Source organism: Nodosilinea sp. LEGE 07088, assembly GCF_015207395.1.
In the GTDB taxonomy this organism is placed as follows: Bacteria; Cyanobacteriota; Cyanobacteriia; order Phormidesmidales; family Phormidesmidaceae; genus Nodosilinea.
On sequence record NZ_JADEWX010000036.1, the window covers coordinates 1 to 19,236 of the forward strand.

Below are 19,236 nucleotides of genomic sequence, written 5' to 3' on the forward strand. Positions count from 1 at the left end.
CGATCCCTCGACTTGAAGTTTGGCCCCCGCCCTGGCGACCCGCCCCAGTGGCACCTCTATGTCGAAATCATGGGCAAGTACAGCAATGTTATTCTCGCCAATGCCCAAAACCAGATTGTGACCGCCGCCCACCAGGTCAGTGACCAGCAGTCGCGGGTGCGCCCCATTCAAACTGGGGATCCCTATGTGCTGCCGCCAGCGATTATGAACCAGCTGCCCAGCCTAGAAGAATCCCAAGCGACATGGCAAGAACGGGTGACCCTGGTGCCCTCTACCCTTAAAAAAATGCTGATGCAGAGCTATGGGGGGCTGAGTTCGTCGCTGGTGCGATCGCTGCTAGCAACGGCCCGCCTCACCCCCGACCAAGCCGCCGACAGCCTCACCCAACCCGACTGGGATCGGCTGTTTGAGGCGTGGCAGCGCTGGCTCTTAGCCCTGGCGCAAAGCCAGTTTTACCCCGGCTGGGTCGAGGGGGGCTACACCATGCTCGATTGGGATGGCAAGGATCCGGTGGCCGATGTGCATAGCTTGCTCAACCAGTACTACAGCCAGGAACTCAACCTCCAACAGTTTGAGCGGCTCAAAAACCAGATTCAGCAAAAACTCAAGGGGCTACTCGACAAGCTCAGGCAAAAGGCCAACACCTTTGAGCAACGCCTCGACCAGTCGGCCCAGGCCGACCAGTATCGCCAGCAGGCTGACCTGCTGATGGCCTATAGCCACCAGTGGCAGCCCGGCTGCACCAGCATTACCGGAGAAGATTTTGCCACCGGGAAGCCGGTGACTATTCCTATTGCCCCGGATAAAACCGCGATTCAACAGGCTCAGCGGCTCTATAGGCAACACCAAAAACTCCGGCGCGCTAAAGACGCCGTGGCCCCCCTACTGACCGAGGTGCAGGCAGAACTGGCGTATCTAGAGCAAATTGATGCGGCCCTGGGCGACTTACCCATCTATAACGAACCCGGCGATCTCGAAGCGCTTAGCGATATCCGCAGTGAGCTGATTCAGCAGGGCTATATGACCGTGCCCGACTATCGCCCTAGCGATCGCAAAGATGCCAGCGAGGGCTTGCGGCAGTTCAGCACCCCCGACGGGCTGCCGGTGCTGGTGGGTCGCAACAACCACCAAAATGACCTGCTGATATCAACCCTGGCCACCGACTACGACCTCTGGTTTCATACCCAGGAAATTCCAGGTAGCCACGTGCTGCTACGGCTGGGGGCCGGTCAGGCCCCCAGCGATCGCGACCTCCAGTACGTCGCCAACCTAGCCGCCTACTTTAGCCGCGCCCGGCAGGCCGACCAGGTGCCCGTGGTCTACACCCAACCCCGCCACGTCTACAAACCCAAGGGCGCCCGGCCCGGCATGGTGATTTACAAATATGAAACGGTGATTTGGGGACAACCCCGCTGCATTGAGCAGCATTTTACGCTGGCTTAGCCCTCGGTCGGCCATCCATCTGAGGGAGCCAGGGCCACCATCCACGCCCCGTCGCCGCTGATACCAAACAGCCTGCGCTTAACCTCTAAGCACAGGCTGGACTGCGCTTAACCCGCAGGGCAATGGTGAAGAAATTCCACAGACACTGAGTACATCTGCTCATCAGCTTAAGTTATCGAACCATAACACAATCGACAGAGATTGTATTAATGAAATTCTGTACTTGTTGTTACAATGAGCAACGGAGGAGATGAGAGCCCTCCAGGGAAAAGACAGTCAGCTTCTAGCACTACCCAAGTGCAATAGATTCTGGTGGTTTCTTCCAATTTGAGAGAACAACGTAGATTTTTAGTATTACCTACATCGGCTTCCTTCGGGGGCCGATTTTTTTTATTCGTTACGTTTGCGATCGCCCTCTCGGGTAGGGCGCCGGGCAGGGGCTGCTGTCGAGAGCCCATTGATCGGCAAGGTGATACAGGCAGGATGCTGAGCATCGTGAGCCAACGTCAGGGTAGTCACGCGGTAATCGAGTTGGGCACAGTCACCCGGCCCGGCCCCGGTACCACTGTTGAGCGCATAGGCCGGAAAGCACGCTGCCGCGACACTCAGCCGCAGCTGATGCCCTGGGGCCAGGGTGCAGGCGGTAGGGTGGAGCGCTAGGGCGATCGCCTGGAAATGCGGTTGGTTAGGGTCATGGTGATCGACGCGGCAATGCCCCTGGGTCAGATGCATCACTCGACCGTCGCCCCGAACCTCAGAGAGCACTACGCTGAGATCAAAGCTGGGAGTATCGGCCCGGCAGTAGAGGGTGGTCGTGGGTACACCCACCAGCGTCCAACCATCGGGCAAAGGTGGGGTGGTGTAGGTGAGAACGTCGGTACGGCTGTCGATAGCAGCCCGATCAAACGGCCCCGCAGGCAACCCGCAGTGCCCGCCCAGGGAGGGTACCGGTCGCCAGGGGTCATGGACAATCACATCCATTGGGGGCGGTGGATCCAGTGACGCAGGCGGGTCAGAGGTCAAGCGACCATCGTCAGAACGCAGCCCCGCCAAGCCCGTACTGGTGAGGTAGACGGGTGAGCCGGGGCCGGTCGGCCAGCGATCGCATTCCTGCCACTGATTGAGGCCCATCACAAACAGTCGAATAGCGGGTTCCCGGGATTCGTCAGCTACCTGGCCCTTGAGGAATCGATCAAACCAGCGCAGCTGCAGGCAGTCGATTGGGCTATCGGCTTCTGGGCCAAAGTCGAGGGCACCCACGCGACGACACCAGGGCAAATGTCCCCAAGGGCCAATCCAGAGCGACTGGGGAGCATGGCTCTGGGCCACCATCTGCTGATAGAGACGTAGATCACCGCGCAGATAAGGATCGTACCAGCCACCGATGTGCAGCATCGGCAAATCCACCTGTCCTAGGTCGGGCTGCAACTCTAGCCAGTAGCTGTCGGGTTGGGGATGGTCGAGCCAGTGATGAAAAAATGAGTCGGGGGCGTAGGTCTGCAGCACCTGGGGCCGAGCGGGCATAGCCTCGTCTAGAGGCAAGGCATGGGCTGCCTGAAACAAGGCCTGATAGGCGACGGGGTTTTGCTGTCGGCGGGCGGTCTCGGCGGCCAGTTGGAGCGCCCAGCCCAGGCCAATTTGCAAGGGTAGCGCACCATTTTCGTAGGCCCAATCGCTGTAGAGGTCATAGCCCACCATGGCGGGGGCGATCGCCTGCAGCGCGGGTGGCTGTTTAGAGGCCGCATAAATCTGGGTCATGCCCTGGTAGGAGAACCCATACATGCCCACCCTGCCACTGCTCTGGGGTAGCCCTGCCGCCCATTGCACCGTGGCGTAGCCGTCGTCAGCCTCATGGCGAAACAGATCAAACTCACCGCCAGACGTACCGCGCCCCCGCACGTCTTGAATCACCACGATGTAGCCATGGCTGGCATACCAGGTGGGGTGGGCATAGACTACGGTCGATGCGATCGCCCGACCGTAGGGCTGCCGCATCAGCAGCACGGGAAATGGCCCATCCCCCAGGGGATAGTACAGGTCGGCCTCTAGCTTGACAGCAGCAGTACCCGCATCTCCCGGTACAGTCAGCATCATGGTCTGCACAGGAAGAACAGGGTATGGGCCAGAGCGATGGGGCTTACTCAAGGATCGGCGCTGCTCACAACGCTACAGGCTCATGGGCCGAGCATCGTGCCGCTCCAGCACGGCCAAGTCTTCGGCATCGAGTTCGACCGGCATGCCGCTGCGAATCAGCTCGGCAAAGTCTTCGTTAGGCACCATAATGCAAAGGGTGTAAAGTCGAGTCGAGCCAGTATTTTCCACCTCATGAACCCCGTTGGGAGGCACCAAAATACTGTCGCCAGCGCTGATGTCTACGGTTTTGCCATCACAGGTGGCGCGGCCTGCACCCTTAAGCACAAAGAACATTTCGACGGCGACCCGGTGGCGGTTGGGAGGGGTTTTACCGCCCACATCAAAAATTTCGACGCAGTAGGTTAGCGACATACCCGCAATGGTGGGGTCAAACACTAGGGCCAGACGGTTGGTGTCACCCGGGCTAATTCGGTAAGCTTGGTAGTCTCGAGGCGACTTGTAGATCGGCATAACGCAGCTGGTGGGCAGTGCGCAGGGCTCAGGTATGACCTCGGTGGGCATTACTAAAGTGTCCATAAAAGATCGGCCTAATTTGCGAGCTGCTAGTGCGGGCTTAACCATCGTTCCAGACTGCCATGGAGACCACAGTAACCCACCGCACCTTTCATAAAAAGTTGCCTGGTTGGCAAAATCACCTGTGAATAGTCGAGTGTGACTATCTAACTGTGAGTATCTGAGCTGGTCAGGGCACAGTTAACCTAGAGCTAATTACCAATCGGTTCCTTTCACCCGATCATGTCAGATCTTCATAAACCGCACTGAGCAGCATGGTTTAGGGTTAGGCTAAATCTCAGAATTGCCTTGCACCGAGGGTTAGCTGAGTGAGAGATGGTTGAGTACGGGGCCTGAGCACCTACTTTGGTCATCGCGATTGAGCCCCAGCCCTCTATAACCTTTGCCGATTCAATGATTATTTCCTTGGCCTAACGCGCAGCATGATCGACATTCTCATCATTGAGCACGATGCCCCTACAGAGCAGTTTTTAGTTAGCGCTTTGAAGCAGCAGGGCTACAGCGTGACGACTGCCCGCACCGGGGCTGAGGGATTAGTGCTGGCAGAAAAGCTGCTGCCTGGGGTGATTATCTGTGACTGGAATATTCCTGGCACCATTGATGGACTGGCCATTTGCCACGCCCTCAAGCACCATCCGGTGCTGTCGATTACGTCGCTGCTGCTGCTGACTGCCCGCTACAGTACGGCGGCCCGGGTCAAAGGGCTCGAAATGGGTGCCGACGATCTGCTGTCTAAGCCAGTAGATATTAACGAACTCAATGCACGGGTGCGAGCGGGGCTACGCATTTACCAACTCACCCAGGATCTGCGCCAGCAAAAGCAGCGCATGGAGGCCGAAATGGCCGAGGCCGAGGGCTACGTGCGATCGCTGTTGCCCAACGATCAGACGGGCCGGGTACCGATTCAGTCGCGGTTTGTGCCCTCTCAGCAGCTGGGCGGCGACTGCTACGACTACTATTGGCTTGACCCCGACTACCTGGTCATGTACCTGCTCGATGTGTCTGGCCACGGGTTGGGGTCAGCGCTGCTCTCGACATCGGTGCTCAATGTGCTGCGATCGCAGTCGCTGCCCGATGTCAGCTTCTACCGACCCGAGAAAGTACTGCGGGCGCTCAATGAAACTTTTCAAATGAGCGACCAAAATCAGAAATATTTCACCATCTGGTATGGCGTGCTCAACTGCGCTAACCGCCAGTTGCTCTATGCCAGCGCGGGGCACCCCCCGGCGGTGCTAGTGTCTATCGATGCCGATCAGCAGATTACCACGACCTGTCTACGGACTTCTGGCATGCCCGTGGGTATGTTGCCCGACGCCAAGTATAAGTGGCAGCGCTGCCAACTGCCCCCCAATAGTAGCCTCTACCTATTTAGCGACGGGCTCTACGAAGTACTCCAAAAGAACGATCAATATATCGGTCTGGATGCTTTTGTAGACTTACTGGCCCTGGCCAAGCGCGAGAAAAGCGTTGACCATATTCTAGATACGGTCATTCAGCGCCAGGCGGGAGACATCGCCAGCGATGATATGTCGCTGATGATGGTCAGCTTAGATTGATGCTTTGAGTTGCTCCATCGGCTCGCCTATACCGTCTCAACGCCGAGAGCAGAAACCGAAAGTTGGGCTAAATCCCCCTGCCAGCCACAAAGGCCTAGGGGAAAAGTGGTAGAGCCCCTGAACTTGAATAGACTTTAGACACCCTCAGATACTGAGAGATGGGCATTTTCAAATGCCTGCCGGTTTTCGTATAGGTCAAACACCCGATCCATGCTGGTGAGCTCAAATAACATGCGCACCTGGTCATTGGTGGAGCAAATACACAGACTGCGGTTCAGTCCCCGAATCTTCTTCAGCAGTACCACCAGGGTGCCCAGGCCCGAGCTGTCAATGAAAGTAATATCTTTGAGGTCAACTAAAATGACATTGGCTCCGTCTTGCAGCAGTTCTTCCACCGCCTGACGAAACTCTTCAGCCTTGGTGCTATCTAAAATACCGGTGGGCTGAATAACTTGAACGTTAGTAGTCATAATAAAATTCACTGTCCTGAATAAACAATGGGCGGGGAACTGGCCCTCTAGCACTACGCCTAAATCATAGCTAATGCCGGAGAGTAAATGGCTGTAGGAGTGCGATCGCGGCCAATTTCCACCACCAGATTAACGTGATCACTATCGCGCTTAAGGGGGTTAATGAACAGCTCTGGGTGCAGGGCTCGCCAAAAATACTCCACAAATTCATCAATGGTGGCGTCGTTCATGCCCGCTTTACCCTGAGCTTTCATTTGGTGTTCAGCATCCTTACGCCACTGTTTACTGAGGCGATAGTCTGCTGGGCAGAGCACCATCAGACGGTCTAGGCAGTCCCAAAGCGGCAGGTAGATGGCAAGTTGATCGTTCATGGCGCGGGCAAACTGGCGATCGGCCTCGGTGACAATGGGAGCCGGGGCCTGATCAAACTGAGCGGGGTCAATGGGCCGCGCCCCCAAAAACCAGCCTTCAAACAGCAAAATATCTATATCTTGCACCCATTCTGGCTCGACCCGATCGCCCTCGCCACCGTGCAGAGATTTATCAAACCGGGGTAGCGCTACGGCCTCACCCCGAGCTGCCCCACGCATCTGGGCTACGGTAGCCAGCCCCAAATCGACATCGTGGGTGCCCGGCGGCCCCCGCCACCGCAGCCGAGGGTCGATCTGCATGAGCCGCTGGCGGTCGGCATGGGTTTTGTAGATGTCATCAATGGAGAGCCCCACGGCGTTATAGCCCATCGCCGCCAGCAGGTGCCGCAAAATCAGCGTCAGGGTGGTCTTGCCGGTGCCCTGCCCCCCTAACACCCCCTGTACCAGGGGGCCATCGAGCCGGTCGCGAGCCTGCTTGAGGCTCAGGGCGAGGGGTAGCCACAACTGCCAGTACAGGTTCAAGTAGCGCTCGATCGGGGCCGCAGGCAGCGGCAGAGCGCTGTGGTGAGGCGCCACAGCCTGCAACCAGTGCAGCCGTTCCTGGAGTTGGGCGAGGCCGTTACTCGTGTCTAGGCCCCAGGCAATAGCCCGCGGGGGGTCAGCCAGTTCCCAGGCCAAGAGCTGCTGCCACTGGGCATCGTCGAGGGCATGACCAGCCAAGTGGCTGGCGAGCAGCGGGGCGATCGCAACATTGTCGGGAGTCGCAACATTGTCGGGAGTCGCTGTCAAATCTACCATCGCGGCATTCACCCTATTGGTTACTGAGCTGCACCAGAATGCGACCGATCTGCATCGCGTCGCTGCGATCGCTACCGACCAGGGTAATTTGGCGGAGATGCTTGAGGGCAGGCTGAGCGGCGGTGCTCCACAGCTGCCAATGGCGCAGCCGGGTGGTTAAGTTGCCCTGTACTTGGGGCCAGTCGATGTGAATGTAGCCAGTGCTAGGCCCCGACACCTCGGCCACCTGTTGCCACCAGCTCGGGCGCTGCCGCACCGCTGGGTTGAGCACCATGTCTAGCGTAGCAGGCGAGGCGGTAAGCACCTCGTATTGGTCAACCTGAGCGTTGAGCCCCGCCACCGCCGCCTTCACCTGTAGAGGCTGTGACCCCGAACGCTGGGGCAACGACAGGCGAGTCCAGGCGATCGTCGGCGTCCCCTGCAAATCCAGCGTCCCTACCCCAAGGCCCTGGTGCCGGGCCAGATCGCTCAGCGCCTCTAGGTTAGCGGTCAGGGTCTCACTCTGGGGAGCCACGATCAACCAGTCTAGCGTGGTGCCTGGGGTAGAAGCCGATAGCCCCACACCATAGGCACCGTCAACCCCAGTCTTGACCAGAGCCGTGGCCCCGGCCCCCAGGGCCTCATCCAGCAGGCGATCGAGGGGAGGGGTCGTTTCATCAGGGGAAACAATCGCCAGCAGCGGCTGCAGGGCTTGCCCCAGGGTCAACAGGTCAGATCCTACCGCTGCCACAGCCAGAGAGTCAGGCAGGTAGGGCGCGATCGCAGCCCAGCTAGTGTTACTGGGCTGCTGGGCATGGAGGCGATGCCCCTGGGCGGCTAGCAGGGCCGTATGGCCCACCAGCCCCTGACGGGTCAGTTGCCAAGACATTAACCCCCAACCGACCTGGTCATCGATGGCACCCAAGGCACCGAGACCTTGTCCCTTGGCCATCGTAGGATTGAGCCATTGCCCTAGCGCGGGCAGATTAAGGGCTAGCAACCCCACTCGAGTCGGCGGCAATTTACCCAGGGCGGTTTTATAGCGGCGATCGGATTGCAGGTTGAGATCGTTGGACTGGGCTGCGGTCAGGGCCTGGCGCAGAACCTCAGGGTGATTGGCCGCCAGCAGATAGCGGTTGGCTACCAGGGCGGTGGCGAGCTGAGCCGAGTCCTCAGCGGGCGCTCGCTGAGCCCGTGGGCGGGCGTAGATCAGGCGGTTTCCCGAAAAGTCTTCAAAGGTCAGGGCATCCCCTGCGATCGCGCGGTTTTGCCAGTACAGCTCTAGAGCCGCCTGGGCCGCCTGGGGGTCTTGGCAAGACAAGACCGCAAGATAGCCAGGCATCAGGCCATTGGCTGGGTTTTGATCAAGATCAGCGGTCACCAGGGCGCCAGTGATTTCATCCCCCAGCCAGGGTTGCAGGTCGCGATCGTAGTTCAGCCCAGTGTTAGCTAGCAACACCTGCTCGATACTGGCCTGGTCGCGCCGGGCCTCCTGACGCTGGCTAGGGGCAGCCAGGTACTCCCACAGGCTGGCCAAACGGTCAGGGCGCACCAGCACCGAGGCCACCAAGGTTGACTGCTTGGGCACAAACTGGAGGGCCTGGGGCTGCGCTAAACCACCACGCTCAATTAAATAAAGCGGAGTGTTGAGGGTAAATCGTCCCAGCAGACCCACCCCCAGCACCAGCACCAGCCCGGCAGCAATAGCGAGGGGGCGAATAAATGAGCGAAACTTCATTGACCTCATGCGACCCCAACGTACCCACAGTGATTATCCACGCAATTTATTGCTCCCCTAGTGTATGGCCCGGCCCTACCCATGGCTGCTGAGAAACCAACGGACTGTTGAGAAACTCAACAATATAAATTGTCCCATTGCTTGCCGACCAGGTCTAACCTTCTCCGCTGCGATCGCAGCGATCGCCCCGCCGCCCAAGCCCTGGTAGGGTCTACTCCCAGTAGACGGGCTGAATGCGATCGATATAGTTGAGGTTGGCCAACTCGATCAGAATGTCTTGGTGGTTGGCCTGGTGGGTATTGCCGATCGTCAGTACCTCACCGTCGCCACAACCAATGCGGCCCTGGCTCTGGGGAAAGAACTGCGCCGAGGGGTCAATGGCGCTAATGGCCACCGCATAGGCCTCGCCGGTAGGGATACAAAACTCGTAGTCGAGGGAGCGTTTGCCATCGGCAGGGCCGTAGAGACCGTTGTCATCTAGGGCGCTGAGGTCAAAGGCGATCTTATCTGTGGCGCTCAAGCTGCCTGTCGTAGCGGCTGGCTGGCAACCAACGGTAGCGGTTAGGACGATCAACCCCAAGCATGGGGCGAGTCTTTCATCTAATGTTGCCATGCAGCTCAGGGCTTGACCAGACCTGCCCCTCTGACCACAGCACTAAATTCCGCAGCTCCTGCACCTTAGGGTGGCTGTCAGGCACACTGCCATGCAGGGGCAAATCGTGGGGATAAAAAAACCGGGCCTCTGCCCCAAACTCCTCAATCATGCGAGCGGCCTCCTCAGCCAGTAGCCGACTGTAGGAACGCGATCGCAGCGAGCCATAGAGAAATAAAATTTTGTCCGGTGCTCAGCGCTCATGGCAAATTTTGTGTTTCAGTCGCTCAACCCAACTGCGGTAAACCATCTAGGGTAGTGCCAATCAGGCAGGCTCCCGTAAAACTCACACCATCTAGCTGCGTGCCCGAGAGGTCGGCACAGAGCAGGTTGGCCCCAATCAACGATGTTCCCGATAGCCGAGCCTGACGCAGATCGGCTTCTTCCAGGTTGGCATTGTCGAGCCGGGCCCCTTGCAGGTCAGCACCGGTGAGATCGGCTGCCTTCAGGTTGGTATCACTGAGGTTAGCCCCCCGGAGGTCGGCTCCGCGCAGGTCTACGCCCTGGAGATTGACCCCCATCAGGTTGCAGCCGCTCAAAAAAGCCCCCGCCAGGCTCACCCCATCCAGCCGGGCCCCCATCAGGTTGGCTCCGCGCAGATTAGCACCCCGCAGGTCAGCTCCCGTGAGATCACATTGCATCAGGTTGGCCCCCCACAGGTTGGCCCGCAGGTCAGTACCCACCAGACTGGCTCCCATCAGGTTGGCCCCCTCCAGATGGGCTTTGGCCAGCGAGGCCCGGCTAATGTTGGCTCCCACCAGGGTAGCCCCCGCCAGGTTTACCCCCGCCAGGTTGCTACCCGAGAGGTCTTCATCTTCAAGGTCGGCCCCGGCCAGGTGGCGGAGCTTGCCCTGGCGCAGGGCGGCAATATCGAGGGAATCCGTAGGCACAGGTACAGTTTAGTGAGGCAGTATTGAAGACTGGGTATGAGACACTATTGGGTGCTCGTCTAAATCAGGATTCAGCAGCCCAGACCCTAGGGTAATTTTAGTGGGTATTGTGGGCAAACTCATCCCCTGCTGTAGGCCCATCACCATCAAACCGAGGATTTCGACTAGTTTAGGATCCCATCGTTGGCTTGCTTCGGTTTGGCAGGTGGCCAAGACGTCTCCCAGGAGTGACAGGTCGCTGTCAGCGGTAGCTTGGTGGTGACGTACCTCGGTAACCCGGCGCTGAAATTCAGCGACCAAAGCCAGCATTCGCGACTCCAGCGGGATGGCATCGCCAGCTAGGCCAGCTGGGTAGCCGTTACCATCCCAGTATTCTCCTTGGTGGGCGATGATGGCTGCCACGGCCCGCAGGTGGGGCATCAGGCGCAGCGTCTGCACCTCTGGTATGAGGGGACAACTGGGCCCGGCGTTGGTAATGGCCGTTAGATCGGGAGCCGGAGCAATGCGGTGCAGCATAGCCGCTAGCCGCAGCCGCTGAATCTGCCAGGCGGGCAAATCGAGTAACTGGCTCATCATTTCGAGTAGGGCCACCACTTCGCTGGCTGCCATGGGATTGATGGGGTCGCTCAAATCGACCAGCTGGGCCATACGCAAAAAGGCCTGCAGTTCATTGGAGATGAGGTTTTGGTCTAGGTCGTCAATCAGGCTAAAGGTGAGATTATTTTTGAGATCCTTGCGACTGTCTTTTAGGTATTGCACCACCTGGGCAACGGTATTGTTGACCGCAGCGGGCTCATCGCTATGGAGTAAAGGGGTTTGAGTCGTCAGCTTAGCTAGGTGATCGGTGAGCTGGGCCTGGAGAGCGGGGTTATATCGCCCGAGGTGGGCCACAGCCAGGTCTACGGTTTGTTTCACGAGGGTGGCGTCAAAGGTCCAAAATCCGTAAAACTTGCGCTCTAGATCGTGCTCGGGCACGCCAATTTTACCGTAGTCATCCGCTGACAGCTCCTGACAGAGCACCATGGCCGTGTAGCTGGGCGAGATAATAATCAGATGCCATTCTTCGGCCACCGGGTCGTCGTCGGCCAGATCAACTAAGGCGACGTTCTCACGCTGGCTGGTGGGATGCTCGTGGAAGCCCGCTTCTGGCGAGGCCATGATGACAATCTGCTTGGCCTTATCGGCGATCGCACTGTAGCGTTCAGCCTCTTCGAGATACCATTTGCCCCGCTGAAAGGCGGTAATGACAAGGGGATCCGTGCCAGAGGTCAGGATGCAGTCTTCGAGGGCGTGGCAGAGGGCGACGAGGGTATATTTGTAGTAAACGCCATAGTTGAGCGGCGTGGCGTCTGGCTCAGCGCGGCCGTTTACCAACTGCTTGAGTATTGACCCGTCTAGCATTTCAGCCCTCTAAATAACCCTACGACCACGTATCTAGGATAATAACGCAGCTCGGGAATAGGCGCTGCCGATGGTCAATGCACAATGGGGGTCGCTCCAGCCATTGGCTATTGGTGCGGTGTTTGGCCATCAATTTGACACCAGCATCTCTACGAGAATCACACCGCTAGGCCAGCAGCTCTGCGATCGCCTGGCGGATAAAGGCTTCATCCTCGGGGTTTTGATAGGGGTTACCCGCTCGGTGCCCCCAGATCGAAGGAATGGGCCGATACGTCGCGTTGGCTATCAGCGCCGCCTCGGCTGCACAATCTTCTGGGGTGAAATAGAGGTCAGTGGCGGCGGGCATCACCAGGGTCTGGGCGGCGATCGCCCCCATGGCGCGGGCGTAGTCTCCGTTATAGACCGGGTTGTTGCCCACGTCACAGCGCAGCCAGGTGTCGATCATCGCCAGCAGATTGTGGGGATCGCGCTGGCGATAGCCCGCCTCCCATCCTCGCAAGATATAGTCTTCGAGCGACTCATAGCCCCAGGCCAGATAGGGTTTGGCCCGGTAGTAGGCCTGGGATGCCGCCCAGCTGGCGTAGATCTGGGCAAAGGTATGAAAGCCGCGATCGGGCACCGCCTCAAACCGTTCTCCATTCCAGGCTGGGTCGCTGGTGAGGGCGGCGCGCAAACTGTAGAGAAAGACCTTATTGTGGTCGGTGGTTTTGGCCGTGCCACAGAGGGCCGCCAGGCGCTGTACTCGATCGGGGTAGAGGGCTGCCCAGTGGTAACCCTGCTGCGCCCCCATCGACCAGCCATAGACGAGGGCCAGCTGGTCGAGGCCTAATTCCTCGGTGACGAGGGCAAACTGGGCCCGCACGTTGTCGTAGTGGGTGAAGTAGACACCGGGCTGGGCCACCGCTGGGCAATTGCTCGGTGAGGTCGAGAGGCCATTGCCCAACATATTTACCATCACTACACCCCAGCGACTGGAGTCGAGAATGCCGTCGGGGCGCACCAGCCAGTCGACATCGGTGTGCTGGGCCCCGTAGGAGGTGGGATAGAGAATGGCGTTGGTGCGATTCGCGGCGCGATCCGCCCCGAAAGCGCGATTGAGTTCGCCGTAGACCTGATACACCACCTCAACCTCAGGCAGCACCACCCCACACTGCAGCGAAAAATCTTTGAGCACAAACCGACCGGGCGTTGTCATTATTTATGCCCTAGCTAACTCGGCCACGATCTCGCGGTGAACCTGCCCATAGCCGTCATCGACATGCTCAAAGTAAGGCTTGAGCTGGGCATGGGCCGCTGGCAGAGCCTGAAACGGAATCGATGGATACAGGTGGTGCTCAGCATGGTAAGGCATGTTCCACATCAGCCAGCGGAGGGGCCACAGCGTGAGGGTAGTGCGCGTGTTGCGCAACGGGTTGGCATCGTTGGGGCAGCCCGTGTGCTCGGCCAGCAGCACATATCGCAGCAGCGGTTGACCCAGTGCCAGGGGCAAGACCCAGCCGGTCAGCAAAAACCAAGGGTGACCCAGCAGGGCCGATACCGCCGCCACGGCGGCGTAGGTCAGCAGTTGCAGGCGCAGCGATCGCATGACTTCGCCATGGCAAGTGTCGGGCAGATAGTAGCACCCCTCCAAATGGCCCACCGCCACCCGGCTGTGACAATTCAGCTTACCAATCCACCAGGGAATGCCGCTGAGCTGCCAACAGTAGTCACCCAAGCTGACCGGCTTGGGGTCTTCTAACTCTGGGTCTTTGCCCGGAATTTGGGTATAGCGATGGTGCCACTTGTGGTAGCGCCGATAAAAGGTGCTGTTATAAAACGACAGCAGACCCGCCAGCCAGGCAGCGGCGTCGTTGAGCCGAGGGCTGGCGAAAGCGGTGCGGTGGCAGCATTCATGCATGGCGCAAAACATCAGCGCCAGGGCCACCCCACAGAGCACCAGCGACGGCAGCGCCAACCACCAGGGCGCTGTGGCCCAGAGATAGCCGCTCAGCGCGATCGCCCCTAGATGACCGGTAAACTGAAGCAGGCCCGCTCGGTTAGAGCGTTGATTGAGCAGGGCTAGGGCCTCAGTCGATAAAATTTGACGGGGCTGACTGGGCAGCGGATCGAGCCCAGCAACAGAGGTAGTATTCGTCAGCATAGTTATGGCTTAGGTAGCAAATGTCGAGACAAGGTCTGATAATCAAGCAATCGGGAACCAGCTGAGTCAGACACCCTGTAGCGGCTGTTTGCCCTGAGCTTATTTCCCGACCACAGTTCATCGGTGGCACCACTCGCCACCAGAACCACACACAACTTGTTATAACAAGTTAACCTAGCATATTTGCCCTGGGTCATCAAAGCCCCTACGCAGGCAATCTCCAGGGTACTCACCCACGGCTCCGACAATGTCAACGCCTCTTCACATCAGCATTTCTCAACGGCTGCGTCACCAGATTGAAGCAGGTGAATACCGGTCTGGCGATCGCCTCCCCAGCGAGCACCAGCTAATGGAAACCTTTAGCGTCAGTCGCATCACGGCCCGACAGGCAGTGGCCAATTTAGTCAGTCAGGGGTTGGCGATCGCCTACCGAGGCAAAGGCGTATTTGTCACGCCGCAAAAAAAAGTTACCTACTCGCTGTCTAGCCCCCTGGTGTTTCTAGAGCAAGACATGATCCGCCAGGGCGTAGCCTTTTCATTTGAGAATCTCGAGTTTGAACGCACGGTGCCTCCCGATGACGTGGCGATAGAGCTGGGGCTACTCGCCGAGGGCAACGTCTATCTACAAAAAAAACTACTCTGCATGGATGGAGTCGCCGGGGCCATCGACCTGTCGTACCTAAATGCTAAGTTCGGTGACCCGCTGGCATCCCAGCTACAGCACCAGATGACCTTTCCCACCCTGGCTCAAAACGGTATTCCGGTTGAACATGTCGATGCCATCATCGAATGCACCCACGCCGACTATGAAATGAGCACCTACTTAGAGGTACCATTGGGCCACCCGCTGATGGTCTATCGCTACACCGCCCATACCACCGGCCAGCAGCCAGTGCTCCACGGCGCTACGGTGTCTCGGGCCGATCGCTTTTGCTACTCTCTCAGCACGCGATCGGGGCAATAGTCGGAGGCGGTTTGGGGCGGCTCCTCTCCTCCGTCAACCCGGCTGTTAGCCAGCGTTCATCACCACAATTCGGCGGGTCTCGCGGCGAAGGCTGGCCTCCATAACGCGGCTATACTGACTAAACCCAGCGGCAACCCCCAGGGTCGGCCCTGCGTCAGCTAATGCATGAGCTAATATCCATTTGGAGCGCGCGATGAAACCACAGCAAATAACGGCGATCGCCCTGGCCAGTCTTGGGCTCGCCTGCTTGGGGGCAAGCCCCGTTGTTGCGGCCGACTACGTGCGGCTGAACTATCGCGGGTTTAGCCGCAGGGTACCCGTAGCGCTTTTGGCGGTGCTGGCCGAAACAGGAGAATCGTCGGGCACCCTGGCTGGACTTTTGGATCAGGCGGGACAAGGGCCCGACGAGCTGCGATCGGCCCTCACCCGAGAACTCCCGGCCGACCCGGTCATGCTCGATCGCTCCTTGAATAGCCGACCTGGCGAGTGGGTTCTCGACTATCTCGGTGAATCTATTCATACCGGTACCGGCGTCGCCGATCGCCAAGCATTGCGATCGGCCCTAGTTCTCTCAGCCAGCGGCGATCGGCAGATCACCCTACTCGAAGTACTGCAAAACTACCCCACCGAAGAAGTGGTGCTAGAGGGCGACAACATTCAGTCGGCCATGACCCGTTTGGCCGATTTGCTAGAGCCTCTATCGATTTTTCTCTAGCTTTTTTCTGTAGCTATCGTTGTGCGTCTGAGGTTCGCGGCGACACGCTTCATACCCGCCGCTCTCTGGCCACATCGCGGCGACAAGTTAACGATTTAACAGCGAAACCGCCACCATACCCACCACAATGGCTACCACCAGCAGTGTCAGGGGTTCCAGCTTAAATTCTGATTCTTTACTTGAGCCGGTCGCGTAGAAAAATGCGAAAAACACCAGCAAAATCACTACCAGATCCAAGCCAGTAAACACGACGCTATCTCCCATGGCCGACTGGAACTAAAACCCTGGTAAACCGCTACAGGTAACCCTACTTACCCAGCCAGTTTGAGGCGTGGTAGCAACGAGCCTGTAGAGCCACCTACTTTACCCAGTATTTTAGTACCCCCAGCCCAAAACTCAACTCTGAAATAAAAGCGTAAATCTTTCAGTCACAGAAATTTTGACCGTAGCATTTGCCCATGGGGAGTGGGGAGCGACACACATTTGTCAAGGTGTGATGAGTTTTCATCCCCGGCTCATCGTCATCGGGCAATCCATTTCGATTGGGCCACATATCGGCTGATCGAATAGCCACGCGTTTTACGGCAAACCTACGCAAAGGATAATTTGACCATGACAACCCTCAAAGTTGGCATTAACGGCTTTGGCCGCATTGGTCGTCTGGTGCTGCGGGGCGGCATTAAAAACCCCAATATCGAATTTGTTGGCATTAATGATCTAGTGCCGCCCAAAAATCTGGCCTATCTGCTTAAGTACGACTCGACCCACGGTCGCTTCGATGGCACCGTTGAAGCCGTAGCCGATGGCATTGTCGTCGACGGCAAAAAGATTCCCTGCATGTCAATGCGCAACCCGGCTGAGCTCCCTTGGGGGGCGCTGGGTGCCGACTATGTGGTTGAGTCTACGGGGTTATTTACCACCTTTGACACCGCCCATCAGCACGTTGCGGCCGGGGCCAAGCGGGTGATTCTCTCGGCCCCGACCAAAGACCCGGAGAAAGTACGCACGCTGGTCATTGGCGTCAACCACGGCAGCTTTGTCCCAAGCAGCGACATAATTGTGTCGAACGCTAGCTGCACGACCAACTGCCTGGCCCCCATCGCCAAGGTGATTCACGAGAACTTTGGTCTGGCCGAGGGGCTAATGACCACGGTTCATGCCTCTACCGCCACCCAGCCCACCGTCGATGGCCCGTCTAAAAAAGACTTTCGCGGCGGTCGCGGGGCCGGGCAGAATATTATCCCTGCCTCCACCGGAGCGGCCAAGGCGGTCACCCTGGTGCTGCCAGAGCTTAAGGGCAAACTCACGGGCATGGCGCTGCGAGTGCCGACTCCTGACGTATCGGTGGTTGACCTTACCTTTAAAACCGAGCAGCCCACCAGCTACGAGGCTATCTGCGCCGCCATGAAAACTGCCGCTGAAGGCTCGATGAAGGGCGTGCTGGGCTATACCGAAGAAGAGGTAGTATCTAGCGACTTTACGGCTGATCCCCATTCCAGCACTTTTGATGCCGGGGCAGGCCTGGGGCTCAACGCCAATTTCTTTAAGGTCGTCGCCTGGTACGACAATGAGTGGGGGTATTCGATGCGGGTCATCGACCTCATGCTCTATATGGCCCAAAGCGAAGGTATTCTAGCTGGGGTGAAGATTCCCGCCACGGTGTAGGTTGCCCTGGGTAACCAGATCCCTGGTTTTTTAAAAATCGGGGATCTTTGACCGCCGCCGGGCTGGCCATCAGCCGTGACTCGGCGTTTGTGGAAGCAGCCATAGCCCCTAGCCCGCCGGTACAGAACCCCGGTTTCTCAGCCAGAATACCAGTCACGCCGTTGGGGCAGTGACAAAGAAACCGGGGTTTTGGCCATCCTGTACCGATGCTCTAGCGATGCCCAAAATTGTTATCGACTGCATCCAAAATTCCTTGCCGCCCTAGTCCTCTGAGGCGGCAATAACCCAGCTGTTTACTCACGCGGAAACCCTTATGAGACCTGGGGTTCCCGTTCTGCCTCTGCCTTCTTACTGCTGCCTTGCGGTACTAGCTATTGCCCAATTCAAAAGGCAGTGCGACTGAGGAGATCGCGGGGGCGCTTCTTGAGTAGCGTGGGATCTAGGTAGGTAATCGCTTCATCGCACGATCGCACCCGTTCGATCGGCTCAAACACATTCACCTGGTAGACGATTTGGTTGTCCCAGTCGAGGGCAGTGAGCCAGCCACTGCGGGGATGATAGACACCAGTATCAATATCGAGCCAACCGCGCCCAGCAACAATTTGGCCTGGGTCTATACCGGGGAACGTAAAGGTAATGGTATGCCCCGTGATGATTAACTTATCGGAGAAAAACGGAGTCAGGCTGCTGTGAAAGGTTTCCCGAATCCAGCACATTTCGTAGCTGCTTTGTTCGGCGACGGGCAGCATGGGGTTGACCCCAGCATGCACCAGCCATAGATCCCCCAGATCAATATAGAGGGGTAACTGCCGCAGCCATTCGAGGTGGTCTTCGAGGGTAGACGATGACCCTTGATAGCTGGTAAGGGTGGCCTGGCCACCGCTAAAGATCCAGCCCTGGAGAGTGGGAGGGTTAATTTTGCCGTCGATGAAGGTATCGAGAATCAACTGTTCATGGTTGCCCCGCACGCAGCCGGTGGCATGTTGACGCACAAAGTCAACGACATCGGCACTTTTTGGGCCCCGATCAATGAGATCGCCAACACAATAGATCTCATCGTCGGATTCTGGGGCGATCGCATCCCAAAGCCGCTGTAGGCCGTCGTAGTGACCGTGTATGTCGCCAATAAAGATTCTTCGAGGCATGGGGAGGAGATCCAGTTGCTTTTATTATGCCTTAACCCCAATCCCAACTTTCAACTTTGCGCAATGCTCACACTTAATATAGAAAAAGTTTTCGGTAAATCTGCTGATGCGACCCAACTATCTGGGATTACCGATCTCAGAAAACTAGATTTATCCTCTCAAACCAAGTTTAATCTCCAAATTCTCAGGCATAATGAATGCCAGCTTCGCGCACCACAATTCATGAGTCGTCATCTCTCTCGTCGCCAGTTATCTAGCCCTCACTCAACACCACAGCGAACCGGGCAGCGGCGATCGCGGCGACGCGTGAGCCCGTGGCGAAAATTAGCGCGCCATTCTGCAGTACTGGAAATCAGCGCTCGCTTGGGCATCAATGGATTTTTAATTTTAGTCGCGACGGCATCGCTAACTCGGCTAGTGCCCTACGTGCAGAAGCAAGCAGACCGCTTAGAAACTACCCGTCAAGACCTGGCTGAAACGGAGACCGCCAACACCAGACTACGGGCAGATTTTGATCGCTATTTTGATCCGGCCCAGGCCGAGCGGATCACCCAAGAGCAAACCGGCTACCAATCATCGTCGGAACGACCTATCGTTTGGACCGATGACTAGCCTCCTGGTCAAACCAGGGGCACCAGGTTT

Annotated in this window: 18 protein-coding genes and 1 pseudogene; 6 read left to right on the forward strand and 13 right to left on the reverse strand. The window is 57.8% G+C overall.

Annotated features, from left to right (window positions below):
• Positions 1-1,443, forward strand: a 1,443-nt coding sequence (locus IQ254_RS11135) for an NFACT family protein (RefSeq protein ID WP_193966232.1), incomplete at its 5' end; no start/stop codon positions are given.
• Positions 1,444-1,833: 390 nt separating this feature from the next.
• On the opposite strand, the gene IQ254_RS11140 is transcribed toward IQ254_RS11135, so the two are convergent.
• Both IQ254_RS11140 and IQ254_RS11145 read right to left on the reverse strand, forming a co-directional pair.
• Complete coding sequence (locus tag IQ254_RS11140; RefSeq protein WP_193966233.1) at positions 1,834-3,537, reverse strand: CocE/NonD family hydrolase; 1,704 nt, start codon at positions 3,535-3,537, stop codon at positions 1,834-1,836.
• Positions 3,538-3,609: 72 nt separating this feature from the next.
• Positions 3,610-4,065: a cupin domain-containing protein gene (locus IQ254_RS11145; protein ID WP_193966260.1), complete on the reverse strand. Its 456-nt coding sequence runs from the start codon at positions 4,063-4,065 to the stop codon at positions 3,610-3,612.
• Positions 4,066-4,532: 467 nt separating this feature from the next.
• Here IQ254_RS11145 and IQ254_RS11150 point away from each other — a divergent pair, with 467 nt between their 5' ends.
• Positions 4,533-5,666: a SpoIIE family protein phosphatase gene (locus IQ254_RS11150; RefSeq protein WP_193966234.1), complete on the forward strand. Its 1,134-nt coding sequence runs from the start codon at positions 4,533-4,535 to the stop codon at positions 5,664-5,666.
• A 134-nt stretch (positions 5,667-5,800) separates the two neighbouring features.
• Here IQ254_RS11150 and IQ254_RS11155 read toward each other — a convergent pair whose 3' ends face one another.
• From IQ254_RS11155 to IQ254_RS11195, 9 genes and pseudogenes are all read right to left on the reverse strand, one after another.
• Positions 5,801-6,136: an STAS domain-containing protein gene (locus tag IQ254_RS11155; protein ID WP_193966235.1), complete on the reverse strand. Its 336-nt coding sequence runs from the start codon at positions 6,134-6,136 to the stop codon at positions 5,801-5,803.
• A gap of 59 nt (positions 6,137-6,195) precedes the next feature.
• A complete protein-coding gene (locus tag IQ254_RS11160; RefSeq protein WP_228040520.1) occupies positions 6,196-7,305 on the reverse strand; it encodes a glycerate kinase in 1,110 nt (369 codons plus the stop codon).
• A gap of 13 nt (positions 7,306-7,318) precedes the next feature.
• Positions 7,319-9,022, reverse strand: coding sequence for a DUF3352 domain-containing protein (locus IQ254_RS11165; RefSeq protein ID WP_193966236.1), 1,704 nt, complete (start codon positions 9,020-9,022; stop codon positions 7,319-7,321).
• A gap of 211 nt (positions 9,023-9,233) precedes the next feature.
• Positions 9,234-9,635: a hypothetical protein gene (locus IQ254_RS11170; RefSeq protein WP_228040522.1), complete on the reverse strand. Its 402-nt coding sequence runs from the start codon at positions 9,633-9,635 to the stop codon at positions 9,234-9,236.
• Positions 9,622-9,855, reverse strand: a pseudogene (locus IQ254_RS11175) (NAD(P)H-dependent oxidoreductase); the annotation flags it as partial. The pseudogene IQ254_RS11175 and the gene IQ254_RS11170, both read right to left, overlap by 14 nt.
• Before the next feature lie 46 nt (positions 9,856-9,901).
• Positions 9,902-10,564, reverse strand: coding sequence for a pentapeptide repeat-containing protein (locus tag IQ254_RS11180; RefSeq protein WP_193966237.1), 663 nt, complete (start codon positions 10,562-10,564; stop codon positions 9,902-9,904).
• A 9-nt stretch (positions 10,565-10,573) separates the two neighbouring features.
• Entirely contained in the window at positions 10,574-11,965 is a 1,392-nt protein-coding gene (locus tag IQ254_RS11185; protein ID WP_193966238.1) for a DICT sensory domain-containing protein, read from the reverse strand.
• Between the two features lie 166 nt (positions 11,966-12,131).
• Positions 12,132-13,160 carry an alpha/beta fold hydrolase gene (locus IQ254_RS11190; protein WP_193966239.1) on the reverse strand — a complete coding sequence of 343 codons (1,029 nt, stop codon included), beginning with the start codon at positions 13,158-13,160 and terminating at the stop codon, positions 12,132-12,134.
• Between the two features lie 3 nt (positions 13,161-13,163).
• Positions 13,164-14,105, reverse strand: coding sequence for a fatty acid desaturase (locus IQ254_RS11195; RefSeq protein WP_193966240.1), 942 nt, complete (start codon positions 14,103-14,105; stop codon positions 13,164-13,166).
• A 247-nt stretch (positions 14,106-14,352) separates the two neighbouring features.
• On the opposite strand from IQ254_RS11195, the gene IQ254_RS11200 reads away from it, so the two are divergent.
• On the forward strand, positions 14,353-15,069 hold the full coding sequence (locus tag IQ254_RS11200; protein ID WP_193966241.1) for a GntR family transcriptional regulator: 717 nt from the start codon (positions 14,353-14,355) through the stop codon (positions 15,067-15,069).
• 193 nt (positions 15,070-15,262) lie between these two features.
• Positions 15,263-15,784 carry an alpha/beta hydrolase gene (locus IQ254_RS11205; RefSeq protein ID WP_193966242.1) on the forward strand — a complete coding sequence of 174 codons (522 nt, stop codon included), beginning with the start codon at positions 15,263-15,265 and terminating at the stop codon, positions 15,782-15,784.
• Positions 15,785-15,871: 87 nt separating this feature from the next.
• On the opposite strand, the gene IQ254_RS11210 is transcribed toward IQ254_RS11205, so the two are convergent.
• A complete protein-coding gene (locus IQ254_RS11210) occupies positions 15,872-16,048 on the reverse strand; it encodes a hypothetical protein (protein ID WP_193966243.1) in 177 nt (58 codons plus the stop codon).
• Between the two features lie 348 nt (positions 16,049-16,396).
• Between IQ254_RS11210 and gap the strand changes: the two genes are divergently transcribed.
• Positions 16,397-17,449, forward strand: coding sequence for a type I glyceraldehyde-3-phosphate dehydrogenase (gene gap, locus IQ254_RS11215; RefSeq protein ID WP_193966244.1), 1,053 nt, complete (start codon positions 16,397-16,399; stop codon positions 17,447-17,449).
• A gap of 383 nt (positions 17,450-17,832) precedes the next feature.
• On the opposite strand, the gene IQ254_RS11220 is transcribed toward gap, so the two are convergent.
• On the reverse strand, positions 17,833-18,594 hold the full coding sequence (locus IQ254_RS11220; RefSeq protein WP_193966245.1) for a metallophosphoesterase: 762 nt from the start codon (positions 18,592-18,594) through the stop codon (positions 17,833-17,835).
• Between the two features lie 222 nt (positions 18,595-18,816).
• Here IQ254_RS11220 and IQ254_RS11225 point away from each other — a divergent pair, with 222 nt between their 5' ends.
• On the forward strand, positions 18,817-19,206 hold the full coding sequence (locus IQ254_RS11225) for a hypothetical protein (protein ID WP_193966246.1): 390 nt from the start codon (positions 18,817-18,819) through the stop codon (positions 19,204-19,206).
• The last annotated feature ends 30 nt before the right edge of the window (positions 19,207-19,236 follow it).

Coding starts and splice junctions, on each gene's coding strand:
- IQ254_RS11220 (WP_193966245.1), bottom strand. CDS start 18,594: ATGCCTCGAAGAATCTTTATTGGCGACATACACGGTCACTACGACGGC.
- IQ254_RS11195 (WP_193966240.1), bottom strand. CDS start 14,105: ATGCTGACGAATACTACCTCTGTTGCTGGGCTCGATCCGCTGCCCAGT.
- IQ254_RS11165 (WP_193966236.1), bottom strand. CDS start 9,022: ATGAAGTTTCGCTCATTTATTCGCCCCCTCGCTATTGCTGCCGGGCTG.
- IQ254_RS11155 (WP_193966235.1), bottom strand. CDS start 6,136: ATGACTACTAACGTTCAAGTTATTCAGCCCACCGGTATTTTAGATAGC.
- IQ254_RS11150 (WP_193966234.1), top strand. CDS start 4,533: ATGATCGACATTCTCATCATTGAGCACGATGCCCCTACAGAGCAGTTT.
- IQ254_RS11185 (WP_193966238.1), bottom strand. CDS start 11,965: ATGCTAGACGGGTCAATACTCAAGCAGTTGGTAAACGGCCGCGCTGAG.
- IQ254_RS11205 (WP_193966242.1), top strand. CDS start 15,263: ATGAAACCACAGCAAATAACGGCGATCGCCCTGGCCAGTCTTGGGCTC.
- IQ254_RS11140 (WP_193966233.1), bottom strand. CDS start 3,537: ATGATGCTGACTGTACCGGGAGATGCGGGTACTGCTGCTGTCAAGCTA.
- gap (WP_193966244.1), top strand. CDS start 16,397: ATGACAACCCTCAAAGTTGGCATTAACGGCTTTGGCCGCATTGGTCGT.
- IQ254_RS11160 (WP_228040520.1), bottom strand. CDS start 7,305: ATGGTAGATTTGACAGCGACTCCCGACAATGTTGCGACTCCCGACAAT.
- IQ254_RS11200 (WP_193966241.1), top strand. CDS start 14,353: ATGTCAACGCCTCTTCACATCAGCATTTCTCAACGGCTGCGTCACCAG.
- IQ254_RS11210 (WP_193966243.1), bottom strand. CDS start 16,048: ATGGGAGATAGCGTCGTGTTTACTGGCTTGGATCTGGTAGTGATTTTG.
- IQ254_RS11190 (WP_193966239.1), bottom strand. CDS start 13,160: ATGACAACGCCCGGTCGGTTTGTGCTCAAAGATTTTTCGCTGCAGTGT.
- IQ254_RS11225 (WP_193966246.1), top strand. CDS start 18,817: ATGAGTCGTCATCTCTCTCGTCGCCAGTTATCTAGCCCTCACTCAACA.
- IQ254_RS11170 (WP_228040522.1), bottom strand. CDS start 9,635: ATGGCAACATTAGATGAAAGACTCGCCCCATGCTTGGGGTTGATCGTC.